This window comes from Fusibacter sp. A1 (assembly GCF_004125825.1).
Lineage (GTDB): Bacteria > Bacillota > Clostridia > Peptostreptococcales > Acidaminobacteraceae > QQWI01.
The window spans coordinates 20,869-43,059 of sequence record NZ_QQWI01000014.1 but is presented as its reverse complement, the minus strand read 5'-3'; the positions used below and the strand labels follow the sequence as shown (position 1 = coordinate 43,059).

21 protein-coding genes are annotated in these 22,191 nt (G+C 43.6%); 1 reads left to right on the top strand and 20 read right to left on the bottom strand.

From position 1 onward, the window contains the following. Positions 1-15: 15 nt before the first annotated feature. Genes lpdA through DWB64_RS16760 form a run of 5 tightly spaced genes read right to left on the bottom strand, consistent with a single transcriptional unit; the run spans position 16 to position 5,634 of the window. Positions 16-1,398: a dihydrolipoyl dehydrogenase gene (gene lpdA, locus DWB64_RS16780; RefSeq protein ID WP_129489403.1), complete on the bottom strand. Its 1,383-nt coding sequence runs from the start codon at positions 1,396-1,398 to the stop codon at positions 16-18. A 9-nt stretch (positions 1,399-1,407) separates the two neighbouring features. Next, positions 1,408-2,706: a dihydrolipoamide acetyltransferase family protein gene (locus tag DWB64_RS16775; protein WP_129489402.1), complete on the bottom strand. Its 1,299-nt coding sequence runs from the start codon at positions 2,704-2,706 to the stop codon at positions 1,408-1,410. A 9-nt stretch (positions 2,707-2,715) separates the two neighbouring features. Further along, complete coding sequence (locus tag DWB64_RS16770; protein ID WP_129489401.1) at positions 2,716-3,693, bottom strand: alpha-ketoacid dehydrogenase subunit beta; 978 nt, start codon at positions 3,691-3,693, stop codon at positions 2,716-2,718. Positions 3,694-3,707: 14 nt separating this feature from the next. Then, positions 3,708-4,793 carry a pyruvate dehydrogenase (acetyl-transferring) E1 component subunit alpha gene (gene pdhA / locus DWB64_RS16765; protein ID WP_129489400.1) on the bottom strand — a complete coding sequence of 362 codons (1,086 nt, stop codon included), beginning with the start codon at positions 4,791-4,793 and terminating at the stop codon, positions 3,708-3,710. Continuing rightward, positions 4,783-5,634 (bottom strand): lipoate--protein ligase, encoded by an 852-nt coding sequence (locus DWB64_RS16760; RefSeq protein WP_129489399.1) that lies wholly within the window; start codon positions 5,632-5,634, stop codon positions 4,783-4,785. Before DWB64_RS16760 ends, pdhA begins: the two co-directional genes overlap by 11 nt. 150 nt (positions 5,635-5,784) lie before the next feature. Here DWB64_RS16760 and DWB64_RS16755 point away from each other — a divergent pair, with 150 nt between their 5' ends. After that, the gene (locus DWB64_RS16755) at positions 5,785-7,143 is read left to right on the top strand and encodes a Na+/H+ antiporter NhaC family protein (RefSeq protein WP_129489398.1); all 1,359 of its coding nucleotides are present in this window, start codon (positions 5,785-5,787) and stop codon (positions 7,141-7,143) included. Between the two features lie 14 nt (positions 7,144-7,157). Here the strand turns inward: DWB64_RS16755 and DWB64_RS16750 are convergent, their stop codons facing one another. The 15 genes from DWB64_RS16750 to mraZ all read right to left on the bottom strand — a co-directional run bounded on the left by DWB64_RS16750 (position 7,158) and on the right by mraZ (position 22,043). Next, positions 7,158-8,198, bottom strand: a complete 1,041-nt coding sequence (locus DWB64_RS16750) for an HD-GYP domain-containing protein (protein WP_129489397.1) — start codon at positions 8,196-8,198, stop codon at positions 7,158-7,160. An 83-nt stretch (positions 8,199-8,281) separates the two neighbouring features. Continuing rightward, positions 8,282-9,409 carry a cell division protein FtsZ gene (gene ftsZ, locus DWB64_RS16745; protein WP_129489396.1) on the bottom strand — a complete coding sequence of 376 codons (1,128 nt, stop codon included), beginning with the start codon at positions 9,407-9,409 and terminating at the stop codon, positions 8,282-8,284. 154 nt (positions 9,410-9,563) lie between these two features. Next, positions 9,564-9,911: a small basic family protein gene (locus DWB64_RS16740; protein WP_129489395.1), complete on the bottom strand. Its 348-nt coding sequence runs from the start codon at positions 9,909-9,911 to the stop codon at positions 9,564-9,566. Between the two features lie 22 nt (positions 9,912-9,933). Next, a complete protein-coding gene (locus DWB64_RS16735) occupies positions 9,934-10,644 on the bottom strand; it encodes a DUF881 domain-containing protein (protein WP_129489394.1) in 711 nt (236 codons plus the stop codon). An 8-nt stretch (positions 10,645-10,652) separates the two neighbouring features. After that, a complete protein-coding gene (locus DWB64_RS16730) occupies positions 10,653-11,369 on the bottom strand; it encodes a DUF881 domain-containing protein (protein WP_129489393.1) in 717 nt (238 codons plus the stop codon). A gap of 7 nt (positions 11,370-11,376) precedes the next feature. After that, positions 11,377-12,063, bottom strand: a complete 687-nt coding sequence (locus tag DWB64_RS16725; protein WP_164980467.1) for a cell division protein FtsQ/DivIB — start codon at positions 12,061-12,063, stop codon at positions 11,377-11,379. A 4-nt stretch (positions 12,064-12,067) separates the two neighbouring features. Beyond that, complete coding sequence (gene murG / locus DWB64_RS16720; RefSeq protein WP_129489391.1) at positions 12,068-13,168, bottom strand: undecaprenyldiphospho-muramoylpentapeptide beta-N-acetylglucosaminyltransferase; 1,101 nt, start codon at positions 13,166-13,168, stop codon at positions 12,068-12,070. Then, complete coding sequence (locus DWB64_RS16715; protein ID WP_129489390.1) at positions 13,165-14,295, bottom strand: FtsW/RodA/SpoVE family cell cycle protein; 1,131 nt, start codon at positions 14,293-14,295, stop codon at positions 13,165-13,167. The genes murG and DWB64_RS16715 overlap by 4 nt, the downstream gene beginning before the upstream one ends. A 6-nt stretch (positions 14,296-14,301) precedes the next feature. Further along, positions 14,302-15,657, bottom strand: a complete 1,356-nt coding sequence (gene murD / locus DWB64_RS16710; protein ID WP_129489389.1) for a UDP-N-acetylmuramoyl-L-alanine--D-glutamate ligase — start codon at positions 15,655-15,657, stop codon at positions 14,302-14,304. Between the two features lie 4 nt (positions 15,658-15,661). After that, complete coding sequence (gene mraY, locus DWB64_RS16705; protein WP_243118994.1) at positions 15,662-16,609, bottom strand: phospho-N-acetylmuramoyl-pentapeptide-transferase; 948 nt, start codon at positions 16,607-16,609, stop codon at positions 15,662-15,664. A gap of 1 nt (position 16,610) precedes the next feature. After that, the gene (gene murF, locus DWB64_RS16700; protein WP_129489387.1) at positions 16,611-17,948 is read right to left on the bottom strand and encodes a UDP-N-acetylmuramoyl-tripeptide--D-alanyl-D-alanine ligase; all 1,338 of its coding nucleotides are present in this window, start codon (positions 17,946-17,948) and stop codon (positions 16,611-16,613) included. A gap of 96 nt (positions 17,949-18,044) precedes the next feature. After that, the gene (locus tag DWB64_RS16695) at positions 18,045-20,042 is read right to left on the bottom strand and encodes a penicillin-binding transpeptidase domain-containing protein (protein WP_129489386.1); all 1,998 of its coding nucleotides are present in this window, start codon (positions 20,040-20,042) and stop codon (positions 18,045-18,047) included. 58 nt (positions 20,043-20,100) lie between these two features. Then, positions 20,101-20,604, bottom strand: a complete 504-nt coding sequence (locus DWB64_RS16690) for a hypothetical protein (protein WP_129489385.1) — start codon at positions 20,602-20,604, stop codon at positions 20,101-20,103. A 62-nt stretch (positions 20,605-20,666) separates the two neighbouring features. Then, entirely contained in the window at positions 20,667-21,599 is a 933-nt protein-coding gene (gene rsmH / locus DWB64_RS16685; RefSeq protein WP_129489384.1) for a 16S rRNA (cytosine(1402)-N(4))-methyltransferase RsmH, read from the bottom strand. Positions 21,600-21,611: 12 nt separating this feature from the next. Then, a complete protein-coding gene (gene mraZ / locus DWB64_RS16680) occupies positions 21,612-22,043 on the bottom strand; it encodes a division/cell wall cluster transcriptional repressor MraZ (protein WP_129489383.1) in 432 nt (143 codons plus the stop codon). Between the last annotated feature and the right edge of the window lie 148 nt (positions 22,044-22,191).

The following is a 22,191-nucleotide window of genomic DNA, read 5'->3' as shown; positions in this document are numbered from 1 at the left end:
ATTGAGTCGTTTGAGTTACTTTTTCATATGAATCGGATTCCCCAAAGCGCTATGTGCGGCTTCCATTACTAGTTCAGATAGTGTCGGATGCGGATGAACCGCTTTGGCAAGGTCGTGGATCGTACCTTCAAGTTCCATAGTAGCAACCGCCTCAGCTATCATATCCGTAGCATGTGAGGCAATAATATGGACTCCGATCACTTCTCCATATTTTTTGTCGGCAATCAGTTTTACAAAGCCTACACTTTCGCCTTCAGCAAGTGCTTTACCGTTGACAGAAACAGGAAATATGCTCGTTGTGACATCATACCCCTTTTCAATTGCCTGATCTTCAGTCAGACCGACGACACCGACTTCTGGAAAACTATAGATGCAAGATGGGATTTTGTTATAATCGACCGGATGCCCTTCGCCGTGAATCGCTTCTACTGCCGATATTCCTTCTGCCGAAGCCACATGGGCCAGCATATATTTGCCGTTGACATCGCCGATCGCGTAAACATTGTCAATATTCGTCCTCATCCGCTCGTCAACAAGAATACCTTTCTTATCATGTTCAAGGTTCAACGCCTCAAGGCCACGCAGATTTGGTTTTCTACCCAGGCTTGCCAAAATGAAATCGCCGGTTTCACGATGGTCCTCTCCGTTCTTAGTAAAGATGACCTGATTCCCTCGAATTTCCTTTATCTTGGTTTCTGTGATAATCTTAACCCCGGATTTGACCAGATGTTTGTGCATGGTGGATTTCACATCCTTATCTAAGAATGACAATATCTCAGATGAGCGCTGGATTAGGACCACTTCTGTCCCTAAATTGGAATATAGGGTCGCAAATTCCACTGCAATAACCCCACCACCGAGAATGACAAGTTTTTTCGGTAAGCTCTTCAGAGCAATCGCTCCAGTCGAATCGATCACATATCCTTTGTTCACAGCCTCTTCCAGACCCGGTATCGAAGGCATCACCGGTGATGAGCCTGTTGCTACGATCAACTGCTTGAATCCATAGCGGTCGCCGTCGACTTCAAGGGTGTGATTATCGGTCACGTTCGCAAATCCGCTGATTACGGTCACTCCGTTATGTTTTAGCAGTGATGAGACTCCTCCGGTCAATTGCTTGACCACCTTGTCTTTTCTTAGCATCATATGGTCCCAGTTGATCCTCGCGGACTCCACACCATCGATATCGATGCCGAAAATCTTGGCGTGTTTGATTTCTTTAAAAAGTTTTGCGGTTTTCAGTAGTGTCTTTGTAGGTATGCAGCCGTAGTTCAAGCAGATGCCGCCTATCTTATGCGCCTCGAACAGTACCGTATCGTACCCAAGTTGTGCCGCCTTTATGGCGGCCACGTAACCACCTGGGCCTCCTCCAATGATTGCAATATCATATGTTTTCATATCGTTTCCTCAACTTATCAGTAACAAATCCGGGTCTGACAACAGTCTTTTCAAGGACTGCATGAATCGACCCGCATCGGCGCCATCGACAATTCTATGATCGAACGAGATTGAAATCGGGAGCGTATCCTGAATGACGACCTCACCCGATGGTCCGACAGCTGGCGCTTTGAATATCGTACCTATTCCAAGTATCGCAGCTTCTGGATACTTGATGACAGGCACGCCATATTTCGCACCGACCGCTCCGTAATTGGTGATGGTAAAGGTACCGTCTTTCATATCCTCTAGTTTTAGAGTATGCGTCTTGGCTTGTTCTGCTAATGCTTTGGCTTGTTGAGAAATAGCCAACAGGCCTATCTTATCCACATCTTTTAGTACAGGCACCATCAGACCATCCGGAGTATCCGTCGCGATTCCGATATTGTAAAAATGCTTGATCACAATCTCGTCGCTGCTTTCATCCAATGACGAATTGACAATCGGATGTTCCTTTAACGCTAGCGCCACTGCCTTAAGGACAAATGGCATAAAGGTCAACTTGATTCCGCGCTCTTCATATTTTTCATTGAGCGCTTTTCTGTAGGCCACAAGCGCTGTGACGTCTATGTCATCCATCGCAGCAGTATGCGGAATCGTAAACTTGGACTGAACCATGTTTCTGGCAATCGTCTTACGGAGCATTGACATCTTGATTCGTTCGATGTTTCCACTCGTTTCGATACCCTTGTCAGTCTTGTCATCAACCTGTACGACTTTTGTGTCGTTCGTTTGATTTTTAAGTCTGGCGAATTCGCTGATATCGTTCTTCATAACCCTACCGCTTGTTCCGCTACCCGTGATTTCTGTAATATCCACGCCCAGATCTTTGGCCATTTTTCTTGCGACCGGCGTAGCAAGCACTTTTCTGCTTGACGGAGCCACAGGTTTTTCTTGCGATACTTCAAAACTTGAGGGGATGACCACAGAGGATACTTCGATTTCTCCTACCACACTTGTACTCCCCGCCTCTTCTACCGATTCCTTATGGTGAGGAACCTCGTCAGGTGGAGCGACTTCTATGTGATGACCAAGTCCATCGTCGATCACCACTGCTACATCACCTACATGAATGGTTTCACCCACCGCATAATTGATTTTTTCAATCGCACCGTCCACAGGACTTGGTATTTCAGCGGTCACTTTGTCAGTTTCCACTAAAAAGAGCGCCTGTCCATCTTTAACTGTCTCGCCTTCTTTGACCAACCATTCATGAATGACACCTTCATGAATGCCTTCACCAATATCGGCAAATTTGAATTCATACATATGGGCCTCCTAGAATGTCAGCACAGATTTCAGCTCTTGAGCGATATACTGTGCGTCAGGTAAATAGTGATGTTCGCCTTTTGGGAGCGGAACGATGGTGTCAAGACCAGTGATCCGTTTTGGAGGAGCTTCCAGGTATAAAAAAGCGCCTTCATTAACCGCTGTTATGATTTCTGCGGCTGGACCATACGATTTTGCAGCCTCATGAATCACCGCAATTCTTCCAGTCTTTTTGACCGATTCTATCACTGTATCCTTATCCCAAGGAGCAATCGTCCTTAAATCGATAAGTTCAATACTATGCCCTTCTTTTTCTAGTGGTTCGATCGCCTTTTGAACATCTCTGACCATCGCACCCCAGCAAACCACCGTCAGGTCTGCGCCTTCCTTGATGACTTTTGCTTTTCCAAGAGGGATCGTGTAGTCTTCATCTGGAATCTCTTGCTTGAACGCCCGATAGATACGTTTCGGTTCTAAGAATATCACCGGATCCGGATCTCTGATTGCGGCAAGCAACAAACCTTTTGCGTCATAAGGCGTCGATGGAATCACAACCTTAAGACCAGGTATGTGTGAAAATAGCACTTCTAGACTTTCAGAGTGGTGTTCAAGTGCTCTTACCCCACCTCCGTAAGGCATCCTGATCACCATAGGGACGGTGAACCTTCCCCTTGACCTGTTGCGCATACGCGCCGCATGTGTGACAATCTGATTGTATCCTGGGAACATGAAACCCGAGAATTGGATTTCAACCACCGGTATCAGACCGTTGATGGCCATACCTATCCCGCTTCCGATAATTGCGGATTCAGCTAAGACAGAGTCGAAGCATCTCTTCACACCAAATTTCTCTTGAAGTCCGACAGTGGCCCTAAAAACACCACCTTCAAATCCCACATCTTCTCCAAAAACAACCACACGGTCATCTCTGCTCATTTCTAAATCCAGCGCATGCGTAATCGCTTCTATTACATTTAAAATAGCCATAATAACCTCCTAGACTATGAACCTATCGACGAATTATATGCCTTGCGTTCCTGATATTGACGTTCAAGCTCAGGAGTTCTTTTTTCATAATGGTAATCGAAAACATCCTCTAAAGGCACCAGGCCTGAATTCTCCACTTTCTCAAAAGTGGACTTTACATATTGTCCGTAGTTCTCAATTTGCTCCAGGTCCTTCTCCTCGGTCCAAAGGTTTTTCATGATCAGATGTTTTTTTAGTCTGTCAATCGGATCCTTCTTTTTCCACTGCTCTACTTCTTCATTGTCCCTATATTTTGTCGGGTCATCAGCTGTGGTATGTGCTCCAAGCCTATAGGTATAACATTCGATCAAGCTCGGACCGCCACCGCTACGGGCTCTTTTCACCGCTTCTTCAGTCGCTGCATAGACAGCGAAGATATCATTCCCATCCACCTGTATGCCTGGCATTCCATAGGCGATGGCCTTTTGTGCGATTGTCGCGGCATTGGTCTGTTGAGAGCGTTTCGTAGAAATCGCATACTGGTTGTTTTGAACGATAAATACATTTGGAGTGTTCATCACAGCCGCGAAATTAAGTGCTTCATGAAAGTCACCTTGCGAGGTTCCGCCATCACCGACATATCCGATAGCGATGTCGTCCTCACCCTTAAGCACAGAAGCATAAGCAAGTCCGGCAGCGTGTTGAAGCTGCGATGCGATCGGTACACTTACAGGGAGTATCTTCACATCTTCGGGCATATGCATGCCCCATTCGTTTCCATACCAGTACAAGAGGATGTTGTATAAAGGAGCCCCCCTATAGAGCCAGGCACCTAGTTCTCTGAAAGCGCTCGCCATCCAGTCGGTAGATCTTGTAGCTGCGATCGTTCCCACTTGGGTAGCCTCTTGTCCTAAATTTGGCGCATAAGTCAACATGCGTCCTTGACGCTGGTATTGTAAGGTTTTTGTGTCGATTACTCTAGAAAACAACATGGTCTTATACATTTCGATCAGGTCCTCATCCGAAATATCCGGCATAAGGTCATCTCTTATGATCTCACCATGTTCATTCATAATTTGCAGCTGTTCGCCATCCAGCGGATTAAATGATTTAAAATACATTTTGTTCCTCCTTTAAATTGTCATACTCAAAATAGTCTGGTCGATATGGAGCTCCAATCCTGTTTTTTAGCCTGTCATCACCCGTTATTTCTGCAATTCTGCCTTTGATGACTTTTACCTCACATCCTTGATGTTTTTTTAAAAACTCCGGCGTCTTGCCAAAAATCCATTCCCAACTTCTAAATTCCTGAACATACTTATCGATTTCATTGTTTTCAGCTACTGTGATTTCCCTAAGACTGCATGCTTGATATTGGGCCAGTATGCTATCGATCAGTTTGCCGGTAGTTAGTTCTGGGGATAAATCACTTAAATTGACTACTTTTTCTCGAACGGATTCGACCGCCTTTGAAGTTGTTGCTTCATTACTGATTTTTAAAAACGTCCACAACTTATCAAGATCCGAATCAACAAGCAAGGTAAGGTGATGAAGGAGCTTTCCCTGATACAGGTAATACGCGCTTCCCGAAAACTTCCCTTGGCTTGCGCTAATCCCGCCCCTGGCATCAATTTTCGCTTCGATACCAAACCCATCGAGTGTTTCTTTAATCAACCTGTAGTGGTCATCCTTGGTGGATACATTGATAAAGCTGATATTCAAGTTGCCACCATCGTGATATACGGCACCTCCACCGCTGATTCTTCTTGCAAGACTCGCATCCATGGAATACAGTTCTTTTAGATGTGCCTCCTTCCAAGGAATCTGATTCCTTCCAATGACTACGGAAGGCTCATTTACCCAGAATAGAATATGTGATCCGTCATTTTCTTTAAACAACCATGACTCAATCGCCAAATTATGAAATACATCTCGTTCTTTTGAAATCCAGAATTGTATCATAGGTGCGTCCTCCGTTTCATTACGAATATACCCAGTAAAACATGCAATATGCGCAAATATGAAAATAAACGAAAATGATTATCAATGTAATCCATTTCAATAGTTTGAGAAAGAATCCTCCTTGTGTTAAACTTGTTCAGAGGTGATTCTATGAATAGCATAAAATTTTACGAAGCTACCCTTCTGGTAGCATTCCTGGTCCTTTCACTGGCAATCTGCCTACTGCTTTCGTTACCCATGTATGTAGGGCTCTTAGCCGCTTTAACGGTTACAGGTACAGTCTATATAATAAAAGGAGCCGCTTTAAAAAGCATGCTCCCGTCAATGGCATATGGTATCAGGCGTATACTGCCTGTAATCGTCATTTTAGGTTCTATAGGAGGTTTGATCGCCGTCTGGATGAGTAGTGGTGTACTTGCTACGCTCCTCAATTATTGCTTCGTTTTTTTGACATCGATAAATTTGGTACTGGCCGCATTCCTTCTTTCCTTGGTCATCTCCATGATTCTCGGAACAGCAATAGGAACCATCGGTACCATCGGCACGCTCATGCTCGCTCTTGGCGCCACCCTTCACGTCCCTGCAGAACTGATGGTAGGAGCCATCGTCTCAGGTGCATACTTTGGCGATAGGACTTCCCCGCTTTCAAGCAGTGCCAACTTAACTGCGACCGTTGTCGGCACTGAGATAGACAATCATATAAAAGGATTACTGAAGACCTCTTATCTTCCTCTTTTGATTTCAGCTGTCCTCTATTATATTTTGGGTTCGCCATATATCGCTGACGCATCCACTTATATGAGTATCGCTGAAAACAAAGAGCTCCTTTCCAGCCTGTTTGAGATGACCCCTTATAAACTATTACCTGTAATTGTACTGGTTCTATCTGTGGTGATTTTTAAGCAAGGAATCCTTAAGTCGGTATGCTATTCCCTAGTGAGTGCCCTACTTATCGGATTTGGAGAGGGTATCCCACTGACATACCTTCTAAAAACAGCTGTGGTAGGATTTCATCCTGAATCGAACGAACTCACAGAGTTGTTTTCGGGTGCAGGTGTGATTTCAATGGTCGGTATTTTCATCGTCATCTCATCGGCTGCCACCCTGAATGCGCTCTACGAGTATGGCAATCTGCTTGATCCGATTTTTCAGCGTTTGGACAAATGGACGACAAACTACACAAAACTTATGCTGTCCTCCGGACTGGTCTCCTTTATCATCATGGTAATGACCTGCAATCAATCGCTTCCCGCGATAATCACCGGAAGGCATTACACCCAACTCTTCAAGCAAAAAAACATAGATGTTTCCTATCTATCTCGTACCATATCCGACTTCGCGATTATCTTAGTGCCCATCATTCCTTGGAACATCAACGCTCTGCTTGTAAAGTCGGTCACAAACGTACCGGCAACCGCTTACTACAAGTATGCTTTCACAACAGTCGCAATACCTATCCTATCTATTCTCATCATTCTTCTCGAACATAAAAAAAACAACCGGAACTAAGTGTTCTGGTTGTTTTAAAATACGACTTCTTCAATATCAATTGTGTGATCTTTAATCAGATCGATAAACTTGTCGCCAACTTTGACCAGTGGACGATGCGGTTCTGATTTATGGATCATGATCACTTCACCGACTTCATGGTTGCTTAATTTAACCACATTGCCCACATAGTAATTGCTGATACCTGTGATAAAAGCTTGGATATACTCCGGATCAAGGCTTCCGTAGCTTGCCTCACGCATTTCCTTTGCTACTAAGAACGGGTTTTTCGCCTTCTTATAGACCCTATGCGTTGTCATCGCACTAAACACATCCGCAATAGCAACAATACGGGTTAGCGGTTCAATCTCATTTCTTACCAGACCGGACGGATATCCCGTGCCGTCATACCTTTCATGATGATGATGCACGGCAGCTATGACCTGATGTGGCATATTGCCGTTATTCATCAGCAAGACATACCCTAAAGTGGCATGTGTTTTCATTACCTTGTATTCTTCGGCTGTCAAGGAACTTGGTTTATTTAAAATCTGGTCTGGAATATTGATCTTTCCAATATCATGCATCAAACCCGCGACAGCCGCGTCTCTAACTGTCGCTTCATCGAACTTAAGCCACTTTGCCAATAAGGCGCTAACAAGCGATACGGTGACACTGTGGTCAAATGTATAAAGATCACAGGTCTTCAGCTGCCATAATTGCCTTGCGATACTCGTGTTCTCCATTACCTCATCGACAAGCGGAGAAGCGATATCCTCGACATCCGAATATGCTATTTTATTTCCGAATTTTAGCGTTTGAAAGACATCTTTGAACCGATGCACGGCGTCGTTGTACTTCTCATGGATTTGAGCTTCACGAGCGACCACAGGATTGACATTTACATCATCACTATGCACTACGATACTTACAAATAAAACACCACGCTCTTCTAAGCGATCGATTTGTGCGCTGGAAAGAACCGTTCCCAAACTAAGAATCAGCTCTCCAGATTCATCATAAACATCTTCACTCAGTATCATGCCATTTTCAAGTTGATCTATCCTATGTGTCATGAATACTCTCCTACATGTTAAGCCCTATTTACAAAAAAAGCCAGCTTGATTGAATGTCAAACTGGCTCTATGCTCGTTAGGAACTATTGATCTCTTGTCATTCTTAAGAATGTTGGGATATCAAGATCGTCTTCTTCCTGGTTCGTACCGTTTTGCACTGGTGCCTGAGCTTTTTCAGCTTGTTGCGGCTCAGACGTTTTCGCATGCTCTTGAATCGTCTTCTGTACCACCTTATCAACAAACAACTCATCGAATTGTCCGTCGTTAAAGCCAGTAGCAATTACAGTAATTCTAATTTCATCTTTCAAATCTTCGTCAATTACTGCTCCGAAGATGATATTCGCATCTTGATCCGCTGATTCAGAAACAATCTCAGCAGCCTCGTTGACTTCATGAAGGCCTAGACTGTTACCACCGGTGATGTTGAGTAGAACACCCTTCGAACCGTTGATTGTCGTCTCAAGGAGTGGTGAGTGGATCGCCTGACGGGCCGCTTCTGCAGCTCTGTTCTCACCGCTTGCCTTACCGATTCCCATGTGAGCAAGACCACGCTCATACATGATTGTCTTTACGTCCGCGAAGTCAAGATTTACAAGACCTGGTGTAGTGATAAGATCCGAGATACCTTGAACACCTTGACGTAATACATCATCCGCTATTTTAAATGCTTCCACGATAGAAGTACGTCTCTCAACAACCTGAAGTAAGCGGTCATTTGGAATAGTAACTAACGTATCGACTCTTTTTTTAAGTTCTTCAATTCCCTTTTCAGCGTGTGTGCGTCTACGCTTACCTTCAAATGTAAACGGCTTTGTCACAACACCTACTGTTAAAACGCCCATTTCCTTTGCAATCTCTGCAACGATAGGCGCAGCACCAGTACCGGTTCCGCCACCCATTCCAGCAGTGATGAATACCATATCGGCACCTTGTAATGCTTGGAAAATATCATCGCGGCTTTCTTCAGCAGCTTTAGATCCCATCTCTGGATTTGCTCCAGCACCTAGGCCTCTTGTCAACTTTTCCCCAATTTGAATTTTGTATTCTGCTTTAGATGTGTACAGTGCCTGTTTATCCGTATTGACAGCAATAAACTGAACACCTTTTAAATTGGCTTCAATCATTCGGTTTACAGCGTTATTACCGCCACCACCGACACCAACTACTTTAATCTGAGCAAATTGTTCCATATCGATATCGAATTCTAACACGTCAACTTCCCCCTCTATAAGAATCATTGCACGAGCAATGTTACCAATAATTTTAAAACTACCACGAAGTGTGCCACTACTACTTCCGTCAATATTTAATATACCACATTTAGTGTCTATTTGACATGGGTACACAGTATGTTTTTACAATTTTCTAGAATTTTTCATGCGAAAATTTACTGATGATATGCCTTCTGATCACAGCAAGATTGTCAAACAATCTAGAACCGAAGACAAACATCGCCGCATAGTAAAGAGGAAGCCCCAACTTATCGCCTATAAAGGCCAAAAAACCGGCCAAAATGGCATTTGTAATAAACCCTGTAAAGAAAATCACCGCATTGAACTTCTTGTCCATATTGGATCTGATCGCGCCGAATATGGAATCTATGGCAGCGAGTATTCCCACTGAGACGTAAACGGTATAACTGCCTCCGAATAAAATAGGGGCATTCAATCCTATGACCACGCCTAATAACAAACCGATTATCGCAATTAACATACTCTCACCTATCACTTTTCACTTATTCTTTGATTTTCGCATAATCAAACCAATTTTTCCCTTGATACTTTCCTATCACCATATATGATTTGGTATTGACTTCGACAACCAGTCCAAAGCGGTTAAGCGCCCTTAGGTTGGAGTCAGGTGCCATCAATACATTTTCCATCTTGTACTTATCGCCGATCGCCCTTATGATATATGGCTGAGCCTGTTGAACACCATTGATTCTGATTGTCGGACCATTGCAGATGATCTCGGTGAGTCCCTGAACGATCCTTATTCCATTGACCGATATCGCTTCCGCACCTGAGTTTTTTAGATCCTCAACGACTTTGCTTACATCCGCGTCATGAACAATCAAACCCATAGGGTCCTCATTTTCCAGTAGTTCCCGGTAACCGTCGTTGATGATTACGATGATTCCTTCCCCTTCTACGTCTGTCAATCCGGCATACATCATATACTTGTCAATTTCTTCTTGTAGGTGGTCGGTGATATCCTGTTCGGTTGGCGACCCGTATTGTATCGCTGTTATCTCCGATTTGACCACATCGATTTGTTGTCTGGTCTGCATGAGTGATAGTTCCATGTCGGATACCTGACGCTTGAGCAGCGCGATGTCCTCAAGTTCGACATATTGACCGCCAATAGACAGCAATCTAAGCTCATACGTCACCAGTATGCCCACAAGAATCATCAATAGGAACATAACTTTCTTATTGCCAGTCATCTTATCACCTACTGCTCTTTTGGTCTTGCGTATTGCCAATTTATGATGTCGTTGTATTTAGGTATGTTGATCGTATCGAATCGTGTGATCTCAACCTGAAAATCTCTGCTTCTTAAAATTGTGATCATTCCAAATCGAGGGTTCAAGGCATTTTCAAGAACATCCCTGTTGCCTATCGCCTTAATGACAAAAGGAGGGTAGCACTGTGTTCTGTTGATGCTGATCGCATCGCCGGCAGAACGTATTTCTGATGTTGAAATCAGGCGCTGCTCGTTGATCGATATCGCTTCAGCACCAGCTGCATTCAGTTCATTGGCAAGCATTAGGATATAATGGAACTCACTCACGATATCGCTGTCGAGCGAGCTGGCAGAACCTGGAACAGGATTATCAACCGTCACAATCACACCTTGTCCTTGTATATCTGTGAACCCGGCGATCATCTTGTATCTTTCAAGCTGATCCTGCATTCCTTTTACTAAAGCGTTATCGCTAGCTACAGATTCAGTGATATCATTAAGCTGCGTTTCCAAATTGGAAAGTTCTTCTGATAACATGGTCTTATCCGCTCTTAACTTGGTCAGTTCATTCACCAGCTGTGTGGAACGCTGCGAAGGGATTAATCCTTCGAGGTAATTGTCCTGCACCGTCTTAAACTGGATTGCGGCGAATACGCCTAAAATCACACAAATGATTCCTATAATTATTTGATCTCTTATTTTCATCTTCTACCTACTTTTTATTGGGTTCTAGGATAATCTGATTAATATTTTTAACATTGATAATTCCCTTGTCGCTACCCTTGGCAAGCATACTCTTATAAAGTTCAATTGCTTTCGAAAATTGCTCCACAATCTCGTCCGCAGTACCGAAGTTCATCGTTATATCATCGGTCATTCCGATGACCAGTTCGCCATCTACAAGCGATATGGTCGGATTATTGCCGACATATTCATCAAAAAGATAGGCAAGCTGTGCCGCACGTTCTATAAGTTCCATATTTTCTGCAACTATCTGGTGTCCTATCTTCGAAGAAACAACATGAAAACCTTCCACTACGAATGGAGCTTCAGGCAATTCGGATACTTCGATTACAATTCCGTAGGTGTCGATAATAACATAATACATGCCCGAATGCACAGCAAGAAAAGCCTCACGCGGTGTCACAGATACTTCTACCTTCAGTAGACCTGTTTTTTTTACAACGATATCGCCGACATCACTTTTCTTTTTCAACTCATCTGCAAGTTGATCCTCTGACTTCCAAAGCCAATTTTGATCTAACAATAAGTCTACCATAAATGGAGTTAAATTGCTCGAACTGGTGTTTTTTGTAATGGTTTTAATGTTAAATAGAGGCATTAAGGACAGCACAAACAAAATTATCGCTATCACAAGCATTATACCATAGCGCTTCATTAAATCACCTCAAATTATATTCATAGATAATCGACATTATCGTATTCAGCGCATTTTCTCTTGAAAGACTTTCGAATTTACCGCGCATCACCTTCAATTTATCAGGCTGGCTGATCAATGCATTGATTACCGATAAGAAATGCTCTGCTGTCAAATCCTTTTCTGTGATCATGACACAGGCACCTATCTTTTCGAATGCTCTCGCATTCAACTCCTGATGGTTATTTGCGACATTGGGTGAAGGAATCAAGATTGCTGGCAGCGATACCGCAGCCATCTCTGCAAGAGACATGGCACCTGATCGGCTAAAGGCAAGATCTGAAGCAGCCATTAAGGTCACGATGTCATCAGAATAATCCATCACCTTCACTCTACCCGATACTTTATCAAGCTCAAGCGACTCTAAGAAAGAATCATAGAATCTTTTTCCTGTGATATGAAAATACCTTACATTAGGCATTTTTTCGACTTCATAGGCAAGGATCTTCGCAAGTCTGTTGATGGTTGTGGCACCGCCGCTTCCACCTACGGACAAGATGACCAGTTCATCATCTTTGATACCTAATTTTTTTCTAGATAAGTCCCTATCGGCTCTCGAAAAGGCTTCTCTAACCGGGTTGCCGGTATAGTGAAGCTTATTCTGCTTTTTAAAATAGGACATGGAGTCCTTATAGCTGACAAGAACCTTGTTAGCCACTCTAGACAGAAGAGAAGTCGTAAGACCCGGGACTGCGTTTTGTTCATGGATCATTGTGTCCACCCCAAGCAGTGCAGCGATAAACACAACCGGTCCACTGACATATCCTCCGGTTCCAATCACCAGGTCAGGTTTAAAGCTTCTAATGACCTTATATGATTGATACAAGGACTTTATCAGCAGGAATCCTGCTCCTATCGCCTTGAAAATGTTTTTACGATCGAATCCTCTGACCGAAATAGACTGATACGCCAGATTTTCTTTCTTGACAATTTTCTCTTCTAAACCGTATTCGCTTCCTATATAAAGCATATCACAATCCGGAATCGCGATTTTCACTCTTTTGGCTATTGCGACTGCAGGATAGATATGTCCACCTGTTCCGCCACCTGTTACAATCATTCTCATGATGACACCTCATGTAATTTATTTTGTAATGAAATATTCAAAACGACGCCCATCAGCATCATCAATATGATAAGAGAAGTACCACCCTTTGATACAAAAGGTAGCGGTATTCCTGTCGTCGGTAGCAGATTAAGCACTACTCCCACATTGATCACAACCTGAAGCGAAATCAAGACTCCAGTTCCGGCTGCAATCATGAATCCAAAAATATCCTTGCAATGAAAAGCGATTGAAAAAACTCTAAAAATAACAAAGGTAAACAAGAGTAAGACCAAGACGCTTCCAATAAACCCTAGCTCCTCGCCGATGATCGCAAAGATAAAATCGTTGTAGGGCTCAGGAAGCCTAAGGTTTTTCAACTCGCTCATTCCTAGACCCGCACCATTCATACCGCCCGAACTGAGCGCATAAACAGAATAGGTGATCTGTCTTCTGGCATCTTCAAACACATAGGTCGTATCTTTTAAATTGTGCCACCAGATCAATACCCTTTTGATCCTATATTCCGCAATAGAAACATAACCCACTCCGGCCAGCATCAGAATACCGGTCGTTGATAGTAGGTGCATCATATTTACCCTTGCGATAAAGAGCATGATCAGACCTAAGGTGAACATCAGCGCGGCTGTCGAAAAGTCAGGCTGAACGGCTGTCAATAGACATAAGGCGCTTAGTAGACCAAGCATTAATGAATACTGTCTTAACCCCTTTATTCGGTCACCGGCAAGACTCACAAGGCCTGCAAACGTAAAAATGATGGCGATCTTGGCAATTTCAGAGGGCATGATCGTTCCGTTCATGACCCCCAGATCGATCCAGCGCTTTGCACCGTAAATCCTTTTACCGAAAATCAGTACTGCACCAGAAAGCGTGATCGCTGTAATATACAAAAATGGTACAAGTTTAAATAGCTTCTTATAGTTGAAAAGCGACATGACAAACATGCCTATCGTACCAGCTCCCGCAAATTTTAGCCCCTCATACAGCATTTTTTGCGGTGAATTGTGTTTGACGATCATATTGTAAAAACTAGATGAGTAAACCATCACCACTCCAAGAGCAACCAGCGCCAGCACCGCAGTTAATAAGAAATAATCAAATTTTACGTTCTTTTTTACCGCTTTCATTGGCAGCTACCTTTCTTTTTGCAGCGCATAGACAAATTGCTTGAATTCATCCCCTCTTACTTCAAAGTTTTTATACATGTCCCAGCTCGCACATGCAGGCGATAGGAGCACAGCGTCACCTGAAGTGGCGATTCCACTTGCAGCTTGAACTGCCGCTTCAAGGGTATCAACTACGGATACCTCTGTAAAACCTGATCTGATGAGAGCTTCCTTGATATCGTTCTTGGTCTCTCCAAATAAGACAACGTGTCGTACGTTTTGAAAATAGCTGATCCATCCGCTATAATCGCTTCCCTTATCCATCCCTCCAGCAATCAGGATGGTCGGTCTATCCATGGATTTTATGGCCGGGATGCTTGCTTCGGGGTTTGTAGCCTTTGAATCATTGAAATACCGTATTCCATTTACCTCGGCAACAAACTCGTTTCTATGCTCCACACCCTTGAATTCTTTTAAAACAGCTGCCATCACAGCTGCATCTATACCTGCCAAATCACAAATTGCAATAACAGCAAGCGCATTCTCAACGTTATGGCTTCCTTTAATAAATATCTCATCTGTTCTGATAACCTCTTCGCATCCGCTTTCAGAACACGTAACAATTGCATCGTCCACCACATAGGTGTCCACATCTTTTCTTTCTCTTGAAAACAGTCTAGCCTCAGGAAACTGATGCATAAGCTTTTGTATGACAGGATCATCTGCATTCATGATGAAGTGGTCCGCATCTTCCATGTGCCTTACAAGGCTTAGTTTCGCAGTGACGTACTCTTCCATCGTACCATGCCTTGCAAGGTGGTCAGGTGTTATATTGAGTAGCGCGGCGATCCAGGGCTTGAACTCATGTACCGATTCAAGCTGATAACTGCTTAGTTCTGTCACATAGATCCTGTCGACATCATCTTCAAGACGTACCGCTTCTGAAATAGGTCGTCCTATGTTGCCTACAACACTAGTCTTAAAGCCCGCCGCCTTGAATATCTCTCCAACGATTGTCGTCGTGGTCGTCTTTCCGTTTGTTCCTGTGATTCCGATAAACTTCCCCTTTGCAAACCGAAAGGCGAGCTCCACTTCGGCCCAGACAGGAATACCTAGTTCCTTCGCCTTTACAATAAAATCAAGCTTTGTAGGCACCCCGGGGCTTAAGACCAAAAGATCATATGCCTTCACATCAATCGCTTGCGATCCCAATAGTTCATTTGAAATCAGATGGCTTATCTCGTCGTAGCCTTCTATCTCACTCGCTTGCTTCGTATCAGTTATTGTGATTATTGCACCTTTTTCATGAAGTAGCTTCACAGCTTCTCTACCAGAACTAGCCATGCCTACGACCAGTACGTTCAATTTATCGACAGATCTCATCTTATCACCCCAATAGCATAACTACATAATAAGTTAACACGCAAAGAGCAGATGTGATCGCTCCTGCGACAAAGACAATCTTTTTTTCCCGCCATCCGATCAGTTCGAAATGGTGGTGAAGAGGAGCCATCTTAAAGAAACGCTTTTTTGTTTTTTTAAAATAGGCGACCTGAATGATTACCGACAAGGTTTCTAAAACATAAATCAGACCGAATACAGGGATGAACCATTCAATCTTAAGCAGTACCGCATTTGCCAGAACGTATCCGCCTAAGGCCAAGGAACCGGTATCTCCCATAAATACTTTTGCCGGATGCCAGTTGTAGACAAGGTATCCCATAAGCGCACCCGCCATCAACAAGTCAAAGCCCAGTAACAGGGTTTGACCTGACTGATACGCAAGGACGCTGAATAAAATAGTGACAATCAGTGTCACAGAAGCGCATAAGCCGTCAATTCCATCGGTCAGATTGACCGCATTTGTCGTAGCCACTGCTATAAAGGCAAAGAAGATGAACACGGCAACCGGACTGTAAAATCCAAAAATACCTCCCGGAAACACCACTGTATGTTCTGTTAAAAAGAGTGCGAATAGACCGACAGTGACAATAGAAAGACCTAGCATCTTCTGCCATGCCCTTAAGCCCAAGTTATCCTTTTTGATCACTTTGATGTAATCGTCAGCAAACCCGATCAGTCCATACCCTACGGTGGCTACGATTACCATTAACACGGATTTGTTGACAATCCCAAGAATCAGGCTGCCGACCAGCGCTGAAAAGACAAACATGATCCCGCCGAATGTCGGGGTTCCTGCCTTTTTCAGATGGCCTTGAGGTCCATCTTCCCTAATATATTGACCGAACTTCAGTTTTTTGAAAAACGGTATCCAAACAGGACCTAGCGCGACTGTAATCGTCAGTCCCAGCAATAACGAAAATAATTGTGTCATCTCATACTCCCTCATACTCTTCTATCAATGTCTCAAGTTTCATACCTCGTGAAGCTTTTAGTAAAACATGGTCTCCCGCACAAAGCGATCTATTGAGCCATTCTAGGCATTCACTCTTGCTTTGAAAATACTTCTTTTCACCACTGTAGGCATCAAAGGCATGCTTCATAGCAAGTCCTACAAAACAGATGAGATCCACGCCAAAGCCATTTAAGGACCTACCGATTTCGCAGTGGATGGTCTGAGACCAGTCACCGCACTCAAACACATCGCCCAAGATCACAAGGCGATTACCGATCGGCATTTTTTCAAAGGTGGATACGCTGGCGATGATCGAATCAAGGCTTGCGTTATATGCGTCGTTGATAAAGATGATTCCCGACTTTTCTACGGATTCAAACCTCATTTTAGGAACATCCACGTTTCTCAGACTCTTCACGATCTCATCAAGATCTAACCCAAGTCTTAGACCTATGTTGACAGCAAGCAAAGCATTGCCGACATGATGTTCCCCGATCAGGGGTAGCGTCACCGTTTTTACGACATGATTGGCGACCAAATCGAACTGCGTCGTATCTGATCCTATCCTAATGTTTTTTGCATAAATGGAATCCCTTGTCGGGTCACCGACTCTTTCTATTTTAAACGTATCACTTTCAATCGTATTCAAAAGAGGATCGCAGCCGTTTAATAGCAGTATCTGATCTTCCTTTAAGGTAGATGCGATTTCCAATTTCGCCTTTAAGATGTTTTCCTTTGAGCCGAAAAATTCGATATGTGCCGTACCGATATTCGTGATCACTGCGATATCGTGATTGGTCAGTTCAGAAAGTAGTGCCAGTTCTCCGTAATGGTTCATACCAAGTTCAAGAACCGCCCATTCATGCTCCTTCTCGATGGACAAGAGCATCAAAGGTAAGCCGATTTCGTTATTGAAGTTTCCATCGGTCTTGAACACGTTGAACTTGGAAGCAAGCACTTTACCTATGACATCTTTCGTCGTAGTTTTACCGACAGAACCTGTTATCGCGACTATTCGCGTAGGCAGTGTCTTACGGTAGGCACCTGCAATGCGCTGAAGCGCGTGTTGCGTATTTTCAACTCGTATCACATTCTTTTGGCTACCGCTATAGTTATGTGAAACAAGTGCTGCGACAGCTCCGTTTTCAAAAGCTTGCGCGACATAACTTTCACCGCTGACATGCTCACCCTCGAATGCGACAAACATATCGCCTTTTCTTATTATTCTGGTATCGATCGAAAAGCCGGTTACTGCGACTTCATCACCCTGATAGTCCGCATCGATCCAGACTGAAATCTCTTTTATTGAAACGATCATAAGATCCTCCTACTTAAATAAAATGGATTGCAGGCATAAGCCACAATCCATCCTATTATATCACAGAAATCATTTACAATCTTCATTCTTCATGCACTACTTCGAGGAATCTATGCTGATGTAAATTTTGATTTCCTTGCCTATAAGTGTTCCGCCCAGCGGATATTGTTTGGTGATTATCGCATCTGGATCAAACTCGGTTTCATTCTCATCAAGAATTTCAACCAGTTCCACATTCGTTGATTCCGCAAGCTCCTTGGCACTTTTGACATCCATTCCTATAAAATCAGGTGCGGCGAATGTTTCAGTGCCGATTTTATTCTTAGGTTCCATTTCATAATATCTTAGAATGTCTTCGATGATATCCCTTGCTATAGGTGCGGCGACTGTCGAACCGTGTATATCTTTTGTCTTTGGCTCATCGACAACGACAAGCAGGTTGAACAGTGGATCATCAGACGGTACGATCGCTGCAAACGATGACAGTACGATAGTTGAATCCTCATAGCTGCCGTTGATATTCTTGATCGAGGTGCCTGTTTTACCTGCGATATTGTATCCTGGAACACTTGCTCGTTTACCAGAACCGTTTACGACCACGCTTGTAAGCATATCGAGAACTTGTTGCGCTGTTTTGCTCGACAAGACCTGTCCTTCAATCTTCGGTTCAAACTCCTTTATGACGTTTCCTTCATCATCAAGCACACGTTTGATGATGGATGGCTGAATCAGCTTGCCGTCACTCGAAACAACAGTAATGATCTTCATCATCTGAATGGGTGTGAGCGCTAAGGCGTGTCCGTAAGACATGCTGGCAAGATCCACAGGTACTGCCTTTTCTTCACCGACTATTTGCGGTCTTGCCTCGCCGTTGAGTTCAATATCTGACTTCTGATCTAATTTAAACGCCTTCATATACTCATAGAACTTTTCTTTGCCGACTTGTTCGATGATTTGCATAAATGCGACATTACATGAGTTTTCAAACGCTTCTGTCAAGGTCTGAACGCCGTGGCCTCGTGTATACCAGCAGGCTTTTGGTTGTTTTGTCACGTAATAAACACCGTTGCAGGTATAGGTATCATTTAGGTGTATCGTTCCTTCTTCAAGCCCTACAGCCCCTGTGAAAATCTTAAAGGTCGATCCAGGTTCATAGACGAACTCATTTGCAGGATTTTTCCAGAACGATTGATAGATAACAGCCTCAGATACGTCTTCAGCACGATTTTCCATCGCTTCAATCTGACTTTCATAGATCGGTTCTCTTGGAGAATTGGGATTAAAATCAGGAACACTTGCGATAGCAAGCAGCTCACCCGTTTGTGCATGTTGAACCACCGCGGTCACTCTTAGAGCCTGCGTGTCAACATAGGCCTTTTCAATCGCCTCTTCTACAAAATGCTGAATTGTCAGGTCTAGTGTCGTTTCGATCGTATAACCGTTGATTACCGGTCCTTCTACCGCATCTGCATACGGGAGCCTTCTGCCCAGCTCATCCGTTCTTGTTTCAATAAATCCATCCGTTCCCGACAGATCTAGGTTATACATATACTCAAGCCCAGATAATCCTACGCCGTCCACTGAGGTGATTCCAAGCGTGTGGGATGCCAGGGTCTGATTTGGATAAATTCTTAGGTTGACTGATTTGACAGACAGATACGCGTCTTCTAGCGACTGCACCGGCCGCACATATTCAAGCGGTAATCCTTCGATGACTACCACTTCATCTGAATCGCTTGCATAAAGTTTTTCAAGAATCTCGTCCGCGCTGACAGCGGGATACTGCTGCGCAATCCGGTTGGCCAGCTCCACCTCGTCTACCGCCTCTTTATTTGCAATCAATGTCTTTTTGTCAATAATGACATTATGGGACTTTAAAGTATACGCCAAAACTGCGCCGTTTCTATCGGTTATCGGTCCACGCTCTGCGCTGATATTGATTTTTCTAGAAATCTGGTCGTCAGCCGCTACCTTGATCTTGTCCCTATCCAAAATCTGAAACTGAAATAATCGTGCTACTAGAAGAATAAATAGGATTGATACAAAAAAATAAATCACAAACAATCGTTTTTGATGAGTCAGGTTCACCTTCATTTGTCACACCTCCAAAGTAAAAGACTCAGCATATTCTCCAATTGGGTCATTAGCTGAGTCAGTCAAAGTCAAACGCTTCTTTTAGTTTTAGACCTATATAATAGAGTTTCCCCTTATCATCGTCAGCCTTTGAAAACTTAGGCAGACTCTTCATGGAAATTTCCGGTGAGAGCGTATAGGTCTCACTGGTAGTGATAATGACTTGATGACTGCTGTCTACTTCTATCATGTCAAGATTAGCCATCGCATAATCCCTTACATCTTCCATTACCATAGATAGTTCTTTAATTCCTATAAGTTCATCTCTTTGAATCTTCAGTCTGGATATCTCCTGCTTTGTTTGAAAGATATCATACTGCATCTTCGAAACTTCGACATACCGGGTGATAAACAGCACACACACACTGGATAGAAAAGCAATCACACAAATGATTGCAATAGTGGCTAGGATTCTTTGCCTGATAGGTTGCGCCTGATAAGCGACTTTTTTTCGGTAATTGACCTCTTGATCTACTAACGGAAGTTCATATGCTTCATAATTCAGTTTTCTAACCGCAGACACAACCCATCCCTCCCTTCGTGCAACTCATTCGTCTTTTATTCTTGATCTATCTTCGTCTTTACTTAAATTCGTTCAGCAACTCTAAGTTTCGCGCTCCTTGATCTCGGATTCACTTCTAACTCTTCAGTCGATGGAGCGATCGGCTTTCTTGTGACCACCTTCAAGAGCGGTACCGTATTACATGTGCAAATCGGCGCCTTGGGCGGGCAAACACAGTCATTGGCAAGATCCCTATACATGTTTTTCACAATTCTATCTTCTAGTGAATGGAATGTGATTATCGCAATCCTTCCACCTTTATTCATCCTCGATGCGGCATCCTTGATGGTTGTAGAAATGATATCAAGTTCGCGGTTTACCTCTATTCTGATCGCCTGAAATGTCCGTTTTGCCGGATGTGGTCCATCCATTCTTGCTTTTTTCGGTACAGCGGCCTTGATGACCTCAACCAACTCAAAAGTGGTCCTTATCGGCTCAATCTGTCTTTTTTCTACGATAAACATTGCGATCCTTCTCGCCCAGTTCTCTTCGCCGTAGTCCTTGATCACACCCTCAAGCTCTTTAGCCGTATAGGTGTTGACAACATCAAAGGCGCTGAACTTAGCAGACGGATCCATTCTCATATCGAGTGGGGCGTCGTGATTATACGAAAATCCTCTTTCAGGAGTGTCCAACTGATGAGACGAAACACCTAAATCCATCAACATTCCATCGATCTTAGCTATGCCAAGATCGTCCAAAACATGATTTAGGTCACTAAAATTACTTCTATATGGAATGAATTTTTCTCCATGTTCTGCAAGTTTATCAGAGGCTGCTTTTAAGGCTGCCGGATCCTGATCGATCCCAATCAGCCTACCGGTTGTCAATTTCTCTAGAATGCCGCCGGAATGACCGCCACCACCTAGTGTGCCATCAACATAGATTCCATCCTCTTTTATCGCCAAGCCGTCGATACATTCTTGATATAAAACCGATACATGTTCAAATTTCATGACGACTCTCCTTTATATTCCTAGTTCCGACATTTGTTCCGCCAATTCCTCATAACTTAAGGCTTCATCGCTGTTATAAGACTGCCATACGTCATTGGCCCATAGTTCTATCCTTGAAGAGACTCCTATTACCGTAATCTCTTTATCAAACTTCGCATAAGTCCTTAACTTCTGACTTACCATCACACGTCCTTGCTTATCCAGTGTGGCTTCCATAGCGCCTGAGAAGAAGGTCCTGACAAAATTCCGCGCGTTTTTATTGGTCAGAGGAAGCGCCTTGAGCTTTTCCTCGATTTTTTTCCATTCATCTTCTGGAAAGACAAATAGGCAGGTATCCAGCCCCTGGGTGATATAGAAGGTATCCGTAAGCTTCTCACGAAACTTTGCAGGCATGCTTACTCGGCCTTTGATATCCATTGTATGATCATATTCACCGAAAAACACTACCTCACCCCCACTTTTGTGATTTTCAACCCACTTCTCCCCACTTTGTACCACTTTATATTCATTTTAGCCTACTTTTTGGTTTGTTACAAGAAAATAATGGTTGAGTACGGATCTTTTTGAGCGCGAAACCTCAGTATTTACAAGG